We start from the raw sequence: 16,479 nt of genomic DNA, 5'->3' as shown, positions 1-16,479 counted from the left end.
TTATTCCTCCTTACTGTACTCAATTATTATATCTATTAAATCTTCTCCTGTATAATCACATACTAGAATTTTTCTATTAATAGCTTTTTCCAATTGTTCTAAAGTTATATCATCTAAAAATATTTTTTCATCATCATTAGCTGGCTCATAACCTTTTCTAAGCATTACATCAGGAATTATAACATAATCCCCAAGTTTTTTTTCTTTAGTTTGATTTATTATATCATGACCTGTAATAAGACCCGCTACAGTAATTGTAGTACCAAAAAATTCATTAAATATTTTAATTACATCTATATGTAGTTTTGGATTATAATCCATAATTTTATTCCCAGCTTTTAGTATTTCATTATAAGCAGATGCACCAGTTAAAAATGTAAAACTTTTGTGTATATCTTTAGGAATTTTATATAAATTATTTTCTATGTTATTCCTAAACATTCTTATAACTCCAACACCATCTTCTAATTGTTTAAAGCCTTGATAAAATTCCTCTGTAGGAACATCTCTATCCGCTATAACATAAAACTCATCGGACATTCTTACAAAAGGTTTACCTATTTCATTCATAAACTTTTTTTGATAAACTTCTACCATATTAAGTTCTTCTCTTGCAGTTTTTTTATTAAATAAAGTAAATTGATAAAGTCCCTTTCTAAATTTAGTAACTCCTATGGGAACCACTGCTAAATTTTCTACAGCAGGATATAATTTGTATAAATCCTCTATAGTTCTTTTTAATTCCTCTCCATTATTAAGTTCTGGACATAAAACTACCTGACAGTCCATTTTAATACCTGCTTTAGCAAGTTTTTGCATTCTTTTATATAGATTGCCTGCAAATCTATTGTTTAAAAGCTTAACTCTAAGTTCTGGATTAGTAGTATGTACAGATATATTTATAGGACTTATTCTATACTTTATTATTCTGTCTATATCCTCATCACTCATATTAGTTAATGTAAGAAAATTACCTTGAAGAAAAGATAATCTAGAATCATCATCTTTAAAATATAAAGTTTTTCTCATACCTTTAGGAAGTTGATCTATAAAACAAAATAAACATTTATTATGACAACTTTGGGGTTTATCTAATATTGCTTCTTTAAATTCTATACCTAAATTCTCATCATACTCTTTCTCTATTTCAAGTTCCCATATTTCTCCGTTTTTCTTTTCTATTTCCACTTCCAAATATTCATCAACAATCAAAAATTTATAATCTATAATATCCTTTACTTCTTTACCATTTATATTAACTAAAAAATCTCCTGGCTCTATTTCTAATTCTTCTGCTATGCTCCCTCTCTCTACCTTTATTATTTCCTTTTTCATAATTTCAACTCCAATTTTATAGTTGTATCATTATGTTATAATACATTAATATAATTATTTAGTCAATAATATAATGTAAAGAAAACCTTGTATTACAAGGCTTTTAATGAAAATATATTTTAACCAAATTGTCCATTTATATAATCCATAGTTCTTTTATCAATTGGGTTATTCAATATACCTTTTGTATTATTATACTCTATTATTTCTCTATTTTTAATGTAGATATGGGACCTAATGCAGAAGTAGGTTCATCCATTAAAACTACCTTTGGCTCTACAGATAAAGTTCTAGCTATGCAAAGTCTTTGGTGCTAACCACCAGACAAACCTAAATCATTCTTTTTTAATCTATCTTTTACCTCTTCCCAAAGAGCAGCTCCTCTCAAACTTTTTTTAATTAATTTCATCTAACCTACTTTTGCTTTTTATTCCGTGAATCTTAGGATCATAGGCTATATTATCATATATAGACATAGGAAAAGGGTTAAGACTTTGAAACACCATACCAATCCTTTTTCTAAGTTCGATTTCATCAAATTCCTTGTATATATTTTTACTTTCAAAATATATATTTCCATATATTTTAACTAAACCTACAAAATCATTCATTCTATTTAAAGTTTTTAAAAATGAAGGTTTTTCACAACCAGAAGGTCCTATAAATGCTGTGACCGCATTTTCATTTATGAATATATTTATGTTTTTTAATACTTTTCTACTACCATAGTATAAATTTAAATTTTCGGTTCTTATCCTTCCCATATCCTTACCTCCCTAATTAGTTCCGGTATATATTCTATATATGTTCTTTCCTATTACTCTTGTCAATATATTAAATAAAATTACCATTATTATAAGCATAGCAACAGCACCATCAGCTATCCTAGATGCATCCTTTACGGTAGATTCTGAATTTATCTGCCATATGTATACTGATAATCTTTCTGTAGGTCTCATTAAGTTAAATGGAAAAAAATTTTGATGTTATATTAGCTGTAAACTTTAAGGGAGTTGCACTCATACCTGCTGTATATAAAAGAGTTGCTGTTTCACCCAATATTCTACCTACCGCTAAAATTATATCTGTTAATATCTCCAAACTAACAGAAAGTAATATTCCTTTTTTAGAATCTTCTGTAGATTTATCATCACATCCTATAATTAACACTATAGTGATAATTATAACCATGCTTATCATAATAGATTTTAATATATGTTTTCCCATTACTATTGACCCTAACCCCAAAAGTGAATTTTTATCTATTATAGTTATTACAATAACCTATTTAGGTTAAAACTTTATTATATTAAGGTTAATTCTATTTAACATTAATAATAATATAGGTTATAAAAATAAAAAGTTTTCGTATTTTAACGAAAACCTTTTATAACATATCTTGTTTTAATGGAATTTCTATAATAAACTTGCTACCTTCCCCTACTTTGCTTTGCACATCTATCTTACCTTTTATGCCTATTACAATATGCTTCACTATAGCAAGCCCTAAACCTGTGCCTCCCTCAGCTCTAGATCTGGCCTTATCCACTCTATAAAACCTCTCAAATATTCTATCTAAATGTTCTCTTTCCATACCTACACCAGTATCTTCTATCCATAAAATTATTTTATTATCTTTAAGCTTTGTACCTATAGTTACTTTACCTTTAGGTTCTGTATACTTTATAGCATTATCTACTAAATTTATAATCATTTGTTTATATAAATCTTCTACACCTTTTATATTAGGAATCTTATCACCTATTACAGATATAATAATATTCTTATCTATAGCTGATTTATTTACCAAATAACACACATCTTCTATAGTTTTATTTAAATTGATGCTCTGCATTACAATATCTTTTTTATCCTTTTCTATGTCAGAAAGAACTAAGATATCATTTATAAGTCTTGTAAGTCTTTCAGCTTCATCATCTATTATCTTTAGAAATTTATTTCTAGTTTCAATATCATCTACATACTTTAAAGTTTCTGCAAAACCTTTTATAGACGTTAATGGTGTTTTAAGCTCATGAGATACATTTGCTACAAACTGTGCCCTCATATTTTCTAATTTTTTAATATCTGTTACATCTTGAACTACAGCCACAGTTCCTATTAAATCATATTTGCTTATTATATTTGCAGTCTTTACCCTTAAAATCTTTTTTTCAGGACAACAAATAGTAATTTCATTATATTCATTCTTTTTATGTTTAAATAAGGTTTCTAGGTGAAAATCTCCTATACTATCCTTTAAATTTTCTCCTATAATATCTTTTTCAATTTGAAACAATTTCTTTGCATAAGGATTTATCATTATAATCTTAAACTCTTTATCTACTGCTATAACTCCACTATCCATACTTTTTAATATAGATTCTAATTTATTTTGTTTATCTTTGACTTCTTTTAACATATCTTCAAGCTTATTTCCCATATTATTAAAGGTTTTTCCAAGTTCACCTATTTCGTCTTCCGACGTAATCCTAACCCTTATATCAAATTCTCCCTGAGCTATTCTAGAAGTTACAAACTCTAAATCCTTAATAGGCTTTATCATAGCTTGAGATAGTCTTGAAGAAAGTAAAAAAGATATTAAAAAGGAAAATAAAATTATATATATATAATATCTATAATATTTTTTATCCAATACAGATGCTTTTGTAATATCTATAGAACTTCTAATTATATAACCCTGTTTTATTTTTGTTTCATAATATATACATCCTAAATTTTCTTCTTTTTTTTTAGATTCTATTACTAAATTTCTATTTTTATCTAATAGTGTTACTTTAATATCTCCATTATAAAAATTTCTTTTTATAAAACTAGGTATATCTTTTATATTTTCATTATTTATTATATTAACTATAGTAGTATTATTATTTTTTAATTTATTTTCCTCATTTTCTTGATATTGATAATTAATAATTATAAAAAATAAAGATGAAACTATAGTTAACGTAAAGATTAAAATTATTAAACTAGAAATAATTAATTTTTTTCTCATATATTCTCCTCTTATAAATCTGTAGTAAATCTATAACCTATACCTCTTATAGTTTCAATATATTTCGGGTTTTTATCATCTTCCTCTATTTTTTTTCTTAAATGTCTTATATGGACATCTACTGTTCTGGTTTCTCCTACATATTCATAACCCCATATATTGTCCAAAAGAAAATCTCTAGTCATTACATTACCCTTATTTCTAATTAATACTTCTAAAAGTTCAAACTCCTTTAAAGTAAGCTCTACCTTCTCACCAGATTTTTTTATGCTATGCTTTTCAAAATTAATTTCTATATTTCCAAATTTATAATAATTATCGTCTTTATGGATTGAAACAGTCCTTCTAAGAATAGCTTTTACTCTCGCCACCATTTCTCGTACAGAAAAAGGCTTTGTTATATAATCATCTGCTCCTAATTCCAGACCTAAAATTTTATCTAATTCTTCTCCTTTGGCTGTAAGCATTATTATAGGTATAGAATGTATTACTTCATCTTTTCTTATTTTCCTACAAACATCATATCCATCTAATCCAGGTAACATTAAATCTAACAATATAATATCTGGTTTTTCTTCTCTAGCTTTTTTTAAAGCATCTAATCCATTAAATACACATATACATTCATATCCATCTTTTTGTAAATTAAACTTTATTAATTCACAGATATGCTCCTCATCATCTACTATAAGTACTTTTCCCTTTGTCATATTATCCCTCCCCATATTAATTTATATATACAAAGGAAAATTGGCCTGCAGTATTTTTTGTTTTTCTATAGGAATTAAATTTATACCCCTTACTACAAAATGTACACATATTTATAGTTAATATATTTTCTTTCCTTACACCTGATTTTAACAACTGAGCCTTTATACATTCTTGTAAATTCAAATAATTTTTCTCATTAGATATTTTATAATGTCCATAAGTCTTATCTTCTTTAAATTTTTGTATTAAATCGTAACTAACCTCATAGCAACATTGACCAATATGGGGACCTATACATACAACTACATCCTCAGCATTAGTATTATATTTTTTATTCATGTTCTTTAAAGACTCTATAACTATATGATTATAAGTACCTCTCCAACCACTATGCACTGATGCTATAGCATTGTTTATACTATCATATAAAAGAATTGGAACACAATCTGCTGTAAAGACACCTATAGCTGTAGAAGATTTATCCGTCATAATTCCGTCCCCTTCTTCATGTATATCTTCTTTAAATTCACAAATTATATTACTATGTATTTGATTTAAATACCCCACATTTTTTAAATTAAACCATTCTTTAATATTGCGTAAATTATCTAATCCTTCTTTTGTACCTCTATTAAATTTTAAATTACCTTCACCAGTAGAAAAAACAAAAGAAGCTCTTTTATAGTTAAATTTTAAAAAAGTATACTGTCCGATATTAATTTTTTCAAAATTCATATTATCATTCTCCTCTCTTTACTATTTTACCATCAGATTAATTTATTTTTAACATTAAATATTACATGTCTTTAATTTAATATTATTATAAAAAAACTGACGGCTAATCGCGTCAGCTATTACTTTTCTCCATTAAATTTTTAATTTCTTCCATAAAGGTATTTATATCCTTAAACTGTCTATATACAGAAGCAAATCTTACATAGGATACCTCATCTATTTCCTTTAACTTCTCCATTATAAGCTCTCCTATATCTTCTGATTTTATTTCTGTAACCATTGTATTACTTATTTTTCTTTCTACCTCATCTGCTACAAATTCAATTTGTTTTCGAGATACTGGTCTTTTTTGACATGCCTTTATAAGTCCATTTATTATTTTAGATCTATCAAAATATTCCCTACTCATGTTCTTTTTAATAACTAAAACAGGAATATTTTCTACTTTTTCATAAGTAGTATATCTTTTATTGCATTTTAAACATTCTCTTCTTCTTCTTATAGCTTCTCCATCTTCTGTTGATCTGGAGTCTACTACTTTACTTTCTTCATATGCACAATATGGGCATCTCAATGCTACACACACCCTTTTCCTTATAATATATATTATATTATACACTGTTTTAACAGCTTTTCTATATTTATCTTATTAAAATCTTAAATTTATTTAATAATTAATTATCTCCCATCATGTACTCATCGCCTTCTACTAAGATTACATCTACCCCTAATTTTTTTATTTTGTCCCATCCTATTTCTATATCATCTTTTTTACTAAACAAGGAAAGTTTTTTTGAAGGAATTATTATAGAAACTATTTTATATTCATCACAATCTATAACTAAATCCTTTATGTATCCAAGCTTGCTTCCTGTATTTATGTCTATAACCTCCATACTTCTTAAGTTTCCTATAGAGTATAATCCCATTTCTTCCATTTTAAATCCCCCTATACATATATAATTATTAAATTATATGTTATTAAAAATACTATATGATAACATATCTATTATATAATTAATAAAAACTGAGAATACTTTTTATTCTCAGTTTTTATTAATTATATATATTTTCTCATATGTTTTAATGCTGTTTTTTCCAATCGTGAAACTTGTGCTTGAGATATACCTATCTCATCTGCTACCTCCATTTGTGTTCTTCCATCAAAGAATCTTAAATTAAGAATTAGCTTTTCCCTATTATTCAATTTCTTCATAGCCTCTTTTATAGATATATTTTCTATCCAGTTTTCATCCACATTTTTATTATCACTTATTTGATCCATTACATATATAGCATCTCCACCATCATGATATATAGGTTCAAATAAAGATACTGGATCTTGTATAGCATCTAATGCAAATACTACTTCCTCTCTTGGTATATCTAATTCTTTAGCTATTTGAGATAATGTAGGTTCTTTATTATTTTTGTTTACTAACTTATCCCTTACCTGAAGGGCTTTATAGGCGATATCTCTTAAAGATCTACTAACTCTTATGGAATTGTTATCTCTTAAATATCTCCTTATTTCCCCTATAATCATAGGTACTGCATAAGTTGAAAACTTTACATTTTGACTTAAGTCAAAATTATCAATAGCTTTAATTAACCCTACACATCCTACTTGAAAAAGGTCATCTACGTTTTCTCCACGATTGTTAAATCTTTTTATTACACTTAGAACAAGTCTTAAATTACCCTTTATGATTTTTTCTCTACAACCTTCTTCTCCTTCTCTCATTCTCGTTAATAGATCCTTCATAGTTGCTTCTTTTAATACAGGTAATTTAGCGGTATTTACTCCACAAATTTCAACTTTATTAGTAATCATAAAGTCATCAGCCCCTTTAGAATGATTGCATTTTAATTGTACCCAAAGGAGCTTTTTTTTATACTACAGACAAACTATACCATTTTATTTATTTCTTTTTTTAATCTCTTAATTATTCTTTTTTCTAGCCTTGATATATATGATTGAGATATTCCTAACATATCTGCTACCTCCTTTTGAGTCTTTTCTCCTTTTCCATTAAGTCCAAACCTTAGTTTTACTATTTCCTTTTCTCTTTCACTTAATTTTTTCATAGCTAATAGTAATAATTGTTTGTCCACCTCATCTTCTATTAAATTATATACTACATCATTATCTGTACCTAATATATCTGATAATAACAGTTCATTTCCATCCCAATCAATATTTAAAGGTTCATAAAAAGATATTTCAGATTTCACCTTACTGTTTCTTCTTAAATACATTAATATTTCATTTTCTATACATCTAGATGCATACGTAGCTAATTTTATTTTTTTATCTGGTTTAAAAGTATTTACAGCTTTAATTAATCCTATAGTACCTACAGATACTAAATCTTCTATACATATGCCTGTATTTTCAAATTTTCTTGCTATATAAACAACCAGCCTTAAATTTCTTTCTATTAAAATTGACCTTACATTTTCGTCCCCTTCAATAAGCCGTGTTACTAAATTTTCCTCTTCTTCCTTAGAAAGTGGCGGTGGAAGTGCATCACTACCCCCTATGTAATAAAGGTTATTGAATAAAAATTTAAATTTTATTAGTAACCTGTTAAGTAGTACTTTTAAATTAAACATATAACTCCTCCCTACTATATAATTCCTCTAGATAACAGTGCCTCATAATCTTTTAGATTGCTTAATTTTTGTTTTGAAAATGCTATTATTGCTTCTTTTCTTTCTTTTTTATCTCCATTATATATTTGAATATAATTAGGTCTGAACCCCTTAAGATTTCCTAAGGATCCATTTATGACCTTATAGGGTATATAATACTTATCTTGTTGTTTTAAATTTACACTTCTAAATATCTCCTCTTCTACTATAAGTACTGGTAAATTAGTAACAGGCTCTACAAGTTCATTACCTGTATCTAAAAATCCCCTAACCTTGGTACAATGATCTCCTACTACTATATCCACATCATATATAAAATTTTTTATTTCTTTTCTGTCCTTTATATACCATACAAGTCTATTCCCAATAATATAAATTATCATCATAGCTATCATAAGCTTTTTATAAGAAAAATTTTTAATATATAACTCACTACTAAAATTATTAATATTGCATTCCATAAACATACAAATTCCTGCCACAACCATAGAATATACTATATACATAACAGTAGCTTTTATATTAAATACTATATCTTTTTGTCCAAAAGCTATATATTCCATAATAAATGCTATAAAGATTTTAACTATAATATTATTTAAAAATCTTAAAGAAGGATAAATAAACACCATAACATATAAACTACCTAAAAATGCTGCTATAACATTTCTTATAATTCTTGTACTTATTTTTAAACTTTGAGACGTTAAAAACAGGAGAAAAAAATTAACTATAAAATTCTCTAAAATAACTAAATCTATATATACCACCAATAGAACCACCCCAAACTTATTATCACTTACATTTATTTACTATTATACAACTTTTTGCTTTAAAATTTTGTCACATCTTATATTGAAATTATGTTTTTATATTTTAAAATATTCCATTTTCTGAGTAGAAATCTTTTAAATACAGTATTTAAGCATAAAAAAAAGCTACATGGCAATACGCCATATAACTTTACTTTCTTTGTCTTCTAAGGAAGGCCGGTATTTCTAAATCATTTCTATTAACACTATCATACTCTGAAGCCACTGCTGCTTCATCTTCATTTTGTGTTAAATTTTCTCTTAAAGGCTTTTCTACATCAGATTCTTCTTGTTCTCTCTTTTGTATTCTATCAGTTTCAAAACCTGTTGCTATAACAGTAATTCTTAATTCCTCTTTTAAGCTTTCATCTATTACCGCACCAAAAATTATGTTAGCATCTGGATCTGCTGCTTCTTGAACTATTTCTGCTGCTTCATTTATTTCTAATAATCCTAAGTCATCTCCACCAGTTATATTTAATAAAACACCTGTAGCACCTACAATGGAAGTTTCAAGTAGTGGACTTGAAATAGCTTGTTTTGCAGCTTCTTGTGCTCTATTATCTCCACTGCCTCTACCTACACCCATATGCGCTAATCCTTTATCTATCATTATAGTTCTTACATCAGCAAAGTCTAAGTTAACAAGACCTGGTATTGTTATAAGGTCGGAAATACCTTGTACACCTTGTCTTAGTACATCATCCGCAAGCTTAAAGGAATCCATTAAAGTTGTTTTTTTATCTACAATACTTAATAATCTCTCATTTGGTATTGTAACTAGTGTATCTACTCTTTCCTTCAAGGTATTTATACCCATTTCTGCATGAAGCATTCTTTTTCTTCCTTCAAAAGGAAACGGCTTTGTAACTACTCCTACTGTAAGTATTCCCATAGATTTAGCTATTTCTGCAATTACTGGAGCTGCACCTGTACCAGTTCCTCCACCCATTCCTGCTGTTATAAATACCATATCAGCACCTTTTATAGCTTGAGAAATTTCCTCTTTACTTTCTTCAGCGGCTTTTTTTCCTATTTCAGGATTTGCACCTGCTCCTAAACCTTTTGTTAATTTATCTCCTATTTGTATTTTTTGTGATGCTTGAGATAACATTAAAGCTTGTTTATCTGTATTTATAGCGATAAATTCTACGTTTTTTAAACCTTCCACAATCATTCTATTTACAGCATTATTTCCTCCGCCGCCACATCCAATAACCTTTATTTGAGCGAATTGCTGAACATCTACATCGAAATCTAGCACAATAATACCTCCTTACCTATTATTTAGAAAAATTCTGTTAAAAATTCTTTTATTTTAGACAATACTCCTTTTTCTTGTTTCTCTTCATTATCATTATCTAATATATCTTCATAAGTCATGGCTGTCTCCTTCTGTTTTAAATCAAAACTCTTATTTTGCATAGTACTAAACACATCTTTTACTACACCTACTGAAGATACATATATAGGATTAGCTGCACCTACATATTCAGGAGTTCCTACTCTAAAAGGCTTACTAAATACTTCTCTACCAAAGTCTTCTATACCTTTTATTAATGAAAGTCCTCCACCAACTATGACTATACTTGATATTTCTTCATAATGTCCACTTTCTTTTAATTTCCTTTTTAATAATAATAATAATTCCTCTACTCTAGCCTCTATTACCTCCATTAGTATATTTGAATCTAATTTTATAGTTTCACTATGACCTAAATTTACTTTTATTTGTTCTTCTAAAGAAAATTTATTTTTTCCTACAGCAGCATATTTAATTTTAAGTTTTTCTGCTTCAGAAAAAGGTATCTTAAGACATATAGATATATCATTGGTTATATTATTACCCCCTAAAGGTATATAATCTATATGGGTTATTTTTCCTCCCCTATATATAGACATATCTATAGAATCTCCACCTACATTAATTAAAGCACAACCTAAATCCATTTCCTCAGTTATCAATACTGCCTTAGCATCTGCTATAGGTTGAAAAACCATGCCTAATATTTTATATCCTGACTTTTCTACAGATTTTAGTAAATTATTTATTACTGCACTTTCTGCAAGTATTACATACGCTTCCACTTCTAATCTTGAAGCACTCATTCCTACAGGATCTTTTATTTTATCATAACCATCTATTATATATTGTTTAGGTATAACACCTATGATTTCTTTATCAGATGGCACCTTCATTATTTTAGAAGCGTTTATTACTCTTTTTACATCTTTTTTTGTTATTTCTCCATTTTCTGAAGCTACTGCCACTATACCTTCACTAGAAACTAAAGAAGCTATCCTATTAGGTATAGATATATAAAAACCACTTATACTTATATCTACCATAGTCTCTAATCTAGTTATACACTCTTTTATGGCTTTAGCTGTAGAATCTATATCTATTATTATGCCATTTTTCATTCCATTACAAGTTACAGATGTAACACCTTTTATCTGTAATTGACCATATTTATTGTATTTTCCTACTGAGGCACATATTTTTGAGGAACCTATATCCAAGCCTACTATGTAGTCATCCATTTAGATCTTTCCCCCCTATACACAACCATTAAAATATATATTCAACAAAAATGTCTTATTTCCTTTTATTTTTATTCAATTTAATAAAAAAACAGAGTCTTTCTAAATTTATAAGAAGTAAATTTAGAAAGACTAATCCATCTAATATTTAACATTAATTTACTTTTTCTAATTCTTCTATATTTATATCCCTTGTGTGTACTGTATGGTTCCATTCTTTAGAATCCTTATGTATTATCCCTTGTATAGAAATAGGAAACCATGTTATGGCATAAAGTGGATAAACTATATAGTATAACAATACTTTTAAATTTAGTTTTTTTTCAATTAAAAGTATTAATGGGATATAAATCATTTGAAATAGTGAAAAAGCAGCTATAAGTAGTGTAACCCAATTAAAGTTTATTGAATATACTACACCATTAATATTATTTATTATATTAGCAGCTTTCATAATGTATTGTACAAAACTAACTATAGCAGAAACCCCTAATAATATGGCTGCTATAGGCTGTATGCTATATAAAGCACAGTCAAATGCAGTAAAATCGAGTTTTGTAATAGCCCTTTTCATAAGTTTAAAAAAGTATCTAGATGCCACATCCGCAAATCCCTGCATCCACCTTTTTCTTTGATTCCAAGATTGGGCTAAAGTTAGAGGCTTCTCATCATATATTATAGCATTATGAGCCCAACCTACTTTATATCCGTTCAAAACTAACTTACAGGAAAATTCTAAGTCTTCTGTAAGACAAGTAGCTCCCCAACCTAACTTCTTAAGTATATCCATATCTATACAAAATCCTGTACCACCAAGTTGGCTTGATAAACCTAAATTATATCTTGCAAGTTGAAACATTCTATTACAACTCCAAAAGGCTATAGAATAACTTCCTGTTATCCACGTATCTTCTGGATTTTTACTATCTAGATATCCTTGAACAACTTTGTATCCCTTACACATCTTTTTATTCATTTCTTTTAAGAAATTTTTATGAACCAAATTATCTGCATCAAACACTGTTACTGCATTATATTTAGTTCTCATCTTAAATAATTTACTAAACATCCATTCTAGTGCATATCCTTTTCCTCTTTTATCTTTATTAAATCTTTCATATACAAGAGCGCCTTCTTTTTTTGCTATTTCAGCAGTTTTATCCGTACAGTTATCTGCAATAACAAATATATCATATAAGCTACTATCATAGTTTATATTTTTCAAATTTTTTACTATATTAGCAATAACTCTTTCTTCATTATGTGCAGCTACTACAAGCGCAAATTTAGTTTTATCTTCAAAATTTTCATTATCTTTCTTTCTATAAATTCCAAAAAAGGATATTATCAGATAATACATGGATATAAAATATACCATATATGTTATAACTTTTGAGCTACAATGTATTATTCCATTTATAAAATCCACTTGTCTCCCCCCTTAAAGTTCAAAGATATTTTAGCATAAATAAAACTTAATTACTAGAATAATATATATTTTTGTAGTAAAATTATTAAAATTGTATTGAATCTAAATATCTTTGTAAGAAAATAAAAGCATAAAAACAATACTTCAATATAATTTTCATGTATAAATATTTAATATCTATATTAAGTATATGCTCTATTTTTTTAAATTTGAGTTTAAACTATATATATGATATCATACAATTAAAAATAATAACAATTAATATTGTTTTAAAAGGGAGGTAGTTAGCCTCATGTGGCGCTACGAAAAAATCTTTTTTCTAAACCTTAGTAGGCTTCACAAAAAAGATGAGTCATTTGGATAAGTTCTCTCAGATTATAATTTAATTAGATTAAATTTAATATTATTGGGAGGATTTAATATGAAAAAAACAACCATTAAACTAAGTTCTACAGATTTAAGTGAAAAGAAAAACACTAACATAAATTCTAAGAGGATAAATAAAAATGAGAATAAAATTTCTATAAAAATAACAGATTATATGATATTTTAAAAAGAACCCTTTGGGGTTCTTTTTTTATAGATTTATAATTTTTGATAATAATTCTTTATCTACTGCATAATTTATAGCTGACTCATAAGAAATTAATCCTTTCTTATAAAGCTCCGATAAAGACATATCCATAGTTTTCATACCATATTTTGCTCCAGTTTGCATACAAGATTCTATTTGATACGTTTTTCCTTCTCTAATTAAGTTCTTTACTGCATTAGTTCCTATCATTACTTCTAATGCTGCTATTCTACCTTCACCATCAACTCTTGGTATTAATTGTTGACTTATTATTCCTTCCGTTACCGTTGCAAGTTGCATTCTAATTTGTTGTTGTTGGTGTGGTGGAAAAACATTTATTATTCTCTCTATGGTCTTTGCTGCACTTATAGTATGTAATGTAGATAAGACTAAATGTCCTGTTTCTGCAGCTGTAAGAGCTATAGAAATACTCTCTAAATCTCTAATTTCTCCAACTAGTATGACATCTGGATCCTCTCTTAGAGCTGCTTTTAATGCACTTTTATAGTTCAAAGTATCTCTTCCGATTTCCCTTTGATCTATAATAGATTTATTATGCTTATGTAAAAATTCTATAGGATCTTCCAAAGTGATTACATGACTTGCATGAGTTAAGTTAATTTCATTAATCATAGCAGCTAAAGTAGTACTTTTACCCGATCCCGTAGCGCCAGTTACTAATACTAGTCCTCTTTTTTTATTAGTAAGATCCTTAATTACTTCTGGAAACTTTAACGAATTTAAAGTAGGGGTTTTTAAATTTACAACTCTTAAAGATATAGAAGTACTTCCTCTTTGTTTAAATACATTTACTCTAAATCTTCCTATACCTGATGCTGAAAAAGAAGTATCAATTTCTCCTTTTTGTAAATATTCCTCGTATAAATCTTTTAATATTTCTTTAGCATAACTTTCTGTATCTTGTGGATTGAGTTTTTCTGTAAAAATTCTTGTAAGCTGACCATTTATTCTTACAGTAGGTGGTACACCTACTGATAAATGTAAATCTGATGCGTTATGCTTAATAGTTGATTCCAGTAAATTATTTAGTAATATCAATTTTTTTTCCCCTTTCAAAAACATGTATTTTCCATAAATTTATAGATGCATACGCCTGCAACTTCAACATATCTTCTCCATTTATTGTAACGGCTCCTAAAAGCTTTGATTTCTTTAAAAACTTCGATTCCTTAGGTTCATAGTTTAAATCATATACTATACATTCCTTTCTAATATCTTGTAACTTAATGGGAGTCATATCTTTATAATTTGCTCCCCCTAAAGGAGTACAATTTATAATAATATCATACTCCTTAAAGTTATTTTCGTTACCTATGTTTAAAATCTTAATATTCTGGGTAAATTTTACTTTTGCTTTTTCTGGATTTCTACTCAAAACATCTATAGTACCAGCATTTAAATCTTTTAAAACTCTATAAACACACTTTGCTGCTCCTCCAGTACCTATTATTAATATACTAGCACCCTCTATATTTATATTATTGCATTCTAAACTTTCCTTAAATCCTATGTAATCTGTATTATATCCTATAAGTTTATTATCCTTAACTACTACTGTGTTTACTGCTCCTATTTTATTTGCTGGATAAGCTAACTCATCTAAATATTTAATTATAGTTTCTTTATAAGGTATAGTTACATTAAATCCTACTATATTATTTAAATTTAAATTTTTTATAAAAATCTCCAAGTCTTTCTCTTGTATATCATATATTTTATATAAAAATGGAATGTTATGTTTTTTATAATATGTATTGTGTATTTCTGGTGATCTAGAGTAACCTATATTTCTTCCTAATAAACCTGTAAAGTACATACAATACTACCTCCCATCAAGTATATTATACTCTATAACTTGTATATAAACTAAAAAGAATTAAGAATTATGGTTTATGTATTACAAATTCTTAATTCTTTACTAAATTATTTACTTTTAACTTCTTTATTTAATTCCTTATTTAATTTTTTCAGAGCTTTTTTCTCTATTCTTGATACATAAGATCTTGATATATTTAAAATTCCTGCTATTTCCCTTTGGGTTTTAGGACTTCCATCTTTTAACCCATATCTCATTTGAATTACACTTTTTTCTCTTCCCTTTAAACAAACATCAATTTTAGAATACAATTTTTTCACTTGTATTTTATTTTCTACTATTTCTATTACTGAATCTTCATCACTACTTAGTATATCTATAAGGGAAATTTCATTACCTTCCTTATCAACCCCTATAGGATCTTGAAGATATACCTCTCCCTTAGTTTTTTTGTTGTTCCTTATAAGCATTAATATTTCATTTTCTATACACTTAGCTGCATAGGTTGCAAGTCTCGTTCCTTTTGAATTATCAAAGGAATCTATTGCTTTTATAAGCCCTACTGTGCCTATGGATATTAAATCATCTATGTCTTTACCAGGATAGGAATATTTTTTTACAATATGAGCTACTAATCTTAAATTCCTTTCCACTAATATGTTTTTAGCTGATTTATCTCCCTGTTTTAATTTTTCTAAATAATACTTTTCCTCTTTTTCATTTAAAGGTTTTGGGAAAGAATTATTTCCAGTAACATAACCTGTTAAAAATATCATGCTACTTAATATATCCAATAAGCCACCTACTAAAAACAATCTTCTAGTCCCTCCT

General features: G+C 27.3%; 18 protein-coding genes and 1 pseudogene. 1 reads left to right on the top strand and 18 read right to left on the bottom strand.

Annotated elements, in window-relative coordinates; genetic code table 11:
• The 15 genes and pseudogenes from BN1711_RS05155 to BN1711_RS05085 all read right to left on the bottom strand — a co-directional run bounded on the left by BN1711_RS05155 (position 1) and on the right by BN1711_RS05085 (position 13,237).
• On the bottom strand, positions 1-1,335 hold the full coding sequence (locus BN1711_RS05155) for a DUF512 domain-containing protein (RefSeq protein WP_050607112.1): 1,335 nt from the start codon (positions 1,333-1,335) through the stop codon (positions 1-3).
• Between the two features lie 119 nt (positions 1,336-1,454).
• A pseudogene (locus BN1711_RS05150) lies at positions 1,455-2,099 on the bottom strand (phosphate ABC transporter ATP-binding protein).
• Between the two features lie 12 nt (positions 2,100-2,111).
• Positions 2,112-2,294 carry a hypothetical protein gene (locus BN1711_RS05145; protein WP_050607111.1) on the bottom strand — a complete coding sequence of 61 codons (183 nt, stop codon included), beginning with the start codon at positions 2,292-2,294 and terminating at the stop codon, positions 2,112-2,114.
• A 4-nt stretch (positions 2,295-2,298) separates the two neighbouring features.
• On the bottom strand, positions 2,299-2,562 hold the full coding sequence (locus tag BN1711_RS05140; protein ID WP_050607110.1) for a hypothetical protein: 264 nt from the start codon (positions 2,560-2,562) through the stop codon (positions 2,299-2,301).
• Between the two features lie 160 nt (positions 2,563-2,722).
• Positions 2,723-4,351, bottom strand: a complete 1,629-nt coding sequence (gene pnpS / locus BN1711_RS05135; RefSeq protein ID WP_050607109.1) for a two-component system histidine kinase PnpS — start codon at positions 4,349-4,351, stop codon at positions 2,723-2,725.
• An 11-nt stretch (positions 4,352-4,362) separates the two neighbouring features.
• Positions 4,363-5,061, bottom strand: coding sequence for a response regulator transcription factor (locus BN1711_RS05130; RefSeq protein WP_050607108.1), 699 nt, complete (start codon positions 5,059-5,061; stop codon positions 4,363-4,365).
• A gap of 16 nt (positions 5,062-5,077) precedes the next feature.
• Complete coding sequence (gene pgeF, locus BN1711_RS05125) at positions 5,078-5,797, bottom strand: peptidoglycan editing factor PgeF (protein ID WP_050607107.1); 720 nt, start codon at positions 5,795-5,797, stop codon at positions 5,078-5,080.
• 112 nt (positions 5,798-5,909) lie between these two features.
• Positions 5,910-6,371, bottom strand: a complete 462-nt coding sequence (gene nrdR / locus BN1711_RS05120; protein ID WP_050607106.1) for a transcriptional regulator NrdR — start codon at positions 6,369-6,371, stop codon at positions 5,910-5,912.
• A 100-nt stretch (positions 6,372-6,471) separates the two neighbouring features.
• Positions 6,472-6,735, bottom strand: coding sequence for a YlmC/YmxH family sporulation protein (locus BN1711_RS05115; protein ID WP_050607105.1), 264 nt, complete (start codon positions 6,733-6,735; stop codon positions 6,472-6,474).
• Positions 6,736-6,857: 122 nt separating this feature from the next.
• Entirely contained in the window at positions 6,858-7,631 is a 774-nt protein-coding gene (gene sigG, locus BN1711_RS05110; RefSeq protein ID WP_050607104.1) for an RNA polymerase sporulation sigma factor SigG, read from the bottom strand.
• 74 nt (positions 7,632-7,705) lie between these two features.
• Entirely contained in the window at positions 7,706-8,413 is a 708-nt protein-coding gene (gene sigE, locus BN1711_RS05105) for an RNA polymerase sporulation sigma factor SigE (RefSeq protein WP_050607103.1), read from the bottom strand.
• 14 nt (positions 8,414-8,427) lie between these two features.
• Positions 8,428-9,225 carry a sigma-E processing peptidase SpoIIGA gene (spoIIGA, locus tag BN1711_RS05100; RefSeq protein ID WP_050607102.1) on the bottom strand — a complete coding sequence of 266 codons (798 nt, stop codon included), beginning with the start codon at positions 9,223-9,225 and terminating at the stop codon, positions 8,428-8,430.
• Positions 9,226-9,415: 190 nt separating this feature from the next.
• Positions 9,416-10,528 carry a cell division protein FtsZ gene (ftsZ, locus tag BN1711_RS05095; RefSeq protein WP_050607101.1) on the bottom strand — a complete coding sequence of 371 codons (1,113 nt, stop codon included), beginning with the start codon at positions 10,526-10,528 and terminating at the stop codon, positions 9,416-9,418.
• 23 nt (positions 10,529-10,551) lie between these two features.
• The gene (ftsA, locus tag BN1711_RS05090; protein ID WP_050607100.1) at positions 10,552-11,808 is read right to left on the bottom strand and encodes a cell division protein FtsA; all 1,257 of its coding nucleotides are present in this window, start codon (positions 11,806-11,808) and stop codon (positions 10,552-10,554) included.
• 154 nt (positions 11,809-11,962) lie between these two features.
• Positions 11,963-13,237: a glycosyltransferase family 2 protein gene (locus BN1711_RS05085; protein ID WP_050607099.1), complete on the bottom strand. Its 1,275-nt coding sequence runs from the start codon at positions 13,235-13,237 to the stop codon at positions 11,963-11,965.
• Positions 13,238-13,658: 421 nt separating this feature from the next.
• Between BN1711_RS05085 and BN1711_RS12810 the strand changes: the two genes are divergently transcribed.
• A complete protein-coding gene (locus tag BN1711_RS12810) occupies positions 13,659-13,790 on the top strand; it encodes a hypothetical protein (protein ID WP_279233058.1) in 132 nt (43 codons plus the stop codon).
• A 24-nt stretch (positions 13,791-13,814) separates the two neighbouring features.
• Here the strand turns inward: BN1711_RS12810 and BN1711_RS05080 are convergent, their stop codons facing one another.
• The 3 genes from BN1711_RS05080 to sigK form a co-directional block, all read right to left on the bottom strand.
• The gene (locus tag BN1711_RS05080) at positions 13,815-14,894 is read right to left on the bottom strand and encodes a type IV pilus twitching motility protein PilT (protein WP_129582131.1); all 1,080 of its coding nucleotides are present in this window, start codon (positions 14,892-14,894) and stop codon (positions 13,815-13,817) included.
• Positions 14,854-15,648 carry a shikimate dehydrogenase gene (aroE, locus tag BN1711_RS05075; RefSeq protein WP_050607097.1) on the bottom strand — a complete coding sequence of 265 codons (795 nt, stop codon included), beginning with the start codon at positions 15,646-15,648 and terminating at the stop codon, positions 14,854-14,856. Before aroE ends, BN1711_RS05080 begins: the two co-directional genes overlap by 41 nt.
• Before the next feature lie 107 nt (positions 15,649-15,755).
• Positions 15,756-16,463, bottom strand: coding sequence for an RNA polymerase sporulation sigma factor SigK (gene sigK, locus BN1711_RS05070; protein WP_050607096.1), 708 nt, complete (start codon positions 16,461-16,463; stop codon positions 15,756-15,758).
• Positions 16,464-16,479 lie beyond the last annotated feature (16 nt).

Origin of the sequence: Clostridium niameyense (genome assembly GCF_001243045.1) — a bacterium.
Taxonomy (GTDB): domain Bacteria; phylum Bacillota; class Clostridia; order Clostridiales; family Clostridiaceae; genus Clostridium_F; species Clostridium_F niameyense.
This window is presented reverse-complemented; position numbering and strand designations above follow the sequence as displayed.

What these genes read in the sequence shown, in the direction of transcription:
- BN1711_RS05155 (WP_050607112.1), bottom strand. Translation starts at nt 1,335, where the DNA reads ATGAAAAAGGAAATAATAAAGGTAGAGAGAGGGAGCATAGCAGAAGAA.
- BN1711_RS05145 (WP_050607111.1), bottom strand. Translation starts at nt 2,294, where the DNA reads ATGAGACCTACAGAAAGATTATCAGTATACATATGGCAGATAAATTCA.
- BN1711_RS05140 (WP_050607110.1), bottom strand. Translation starts at nt 2,562, where the DNA reads ATGGGAAAACATATATTAAAATCTATTATGATAAGCATGGTTATAATT.
- pnpS (WP_050607109.1), bottom strand. Translation starts at nt 4,351, where the DNA reads ATGAGAAAAAAATTAATTATTTCTAGTTTAATAATTTTAATCTTTACG.
- BN1711_RS05130 (WP_050607108.1), bottom strand. Translation starts at nt 5,061, where the DNA reads ATGACAAAGGGAAAAGTACTTATAGTAGATGATGAGGAGCATATCTGT.
- pgeF (WP_050607107.1), bottom strand. Translation starts at nt 5,797, where the DNA reads ATGAATTTTGAAAAAATTAATATCGGACAGTATACTTTTTTAAAATTT.
- BN1711_RS05115 (WP_050607105.1), bottom strand. Translation starts at nt 6,735, where the DNA reads ATGGAAGAAATGGGATTATACTCTATAGGAAACTTAAGAAGTATGGAG.
- sigG (WP_050607104.1), bottom strand. Translation starts at nt 7,631, where the DNA reads ATGATTACTAATAAAGTTGAAATTTGTGGAGTAAATACCGCTAAATTA.
- sigE (WP_050607103.1), bottom strand. Translation starts at nt 8,413, where the DNA reads ATGTTTAATTTAAAAGTACTACTTAACAGGTTACTAATAAAATTTAAA.
- ftsA (WP_050607100.1), bottom strand. Translation starts at nt 11,808, where the DNA reads ATGGATGACTACATAGTAGGCTTGGATATAGGTTCCTCAAAAATATGT.
- BN1711_RS12810 (WP_279233058.1), top strand. Translation starts at nt 13,659, where the DNA reads ATGAAAAAAACAACCATTAAACTAAGTTCTACAGATTTAAGTGAAAAG.
- BN1711_RS05080 (WP_129582131.1), bottom strand. Translation starts at nt 14,894, where the DNA reads ATGTTTTTGAAAGGGGAAAAAAAATTGATATTACTAAATAATTTACTG.
- aroE (WP_050607097.1), bottom strand. Translation starts at nt 15,648, where the DNA reads ATGTACTTTACAGGTTTATTAGGAAGAAATATAGGTTACTCTAGATCA.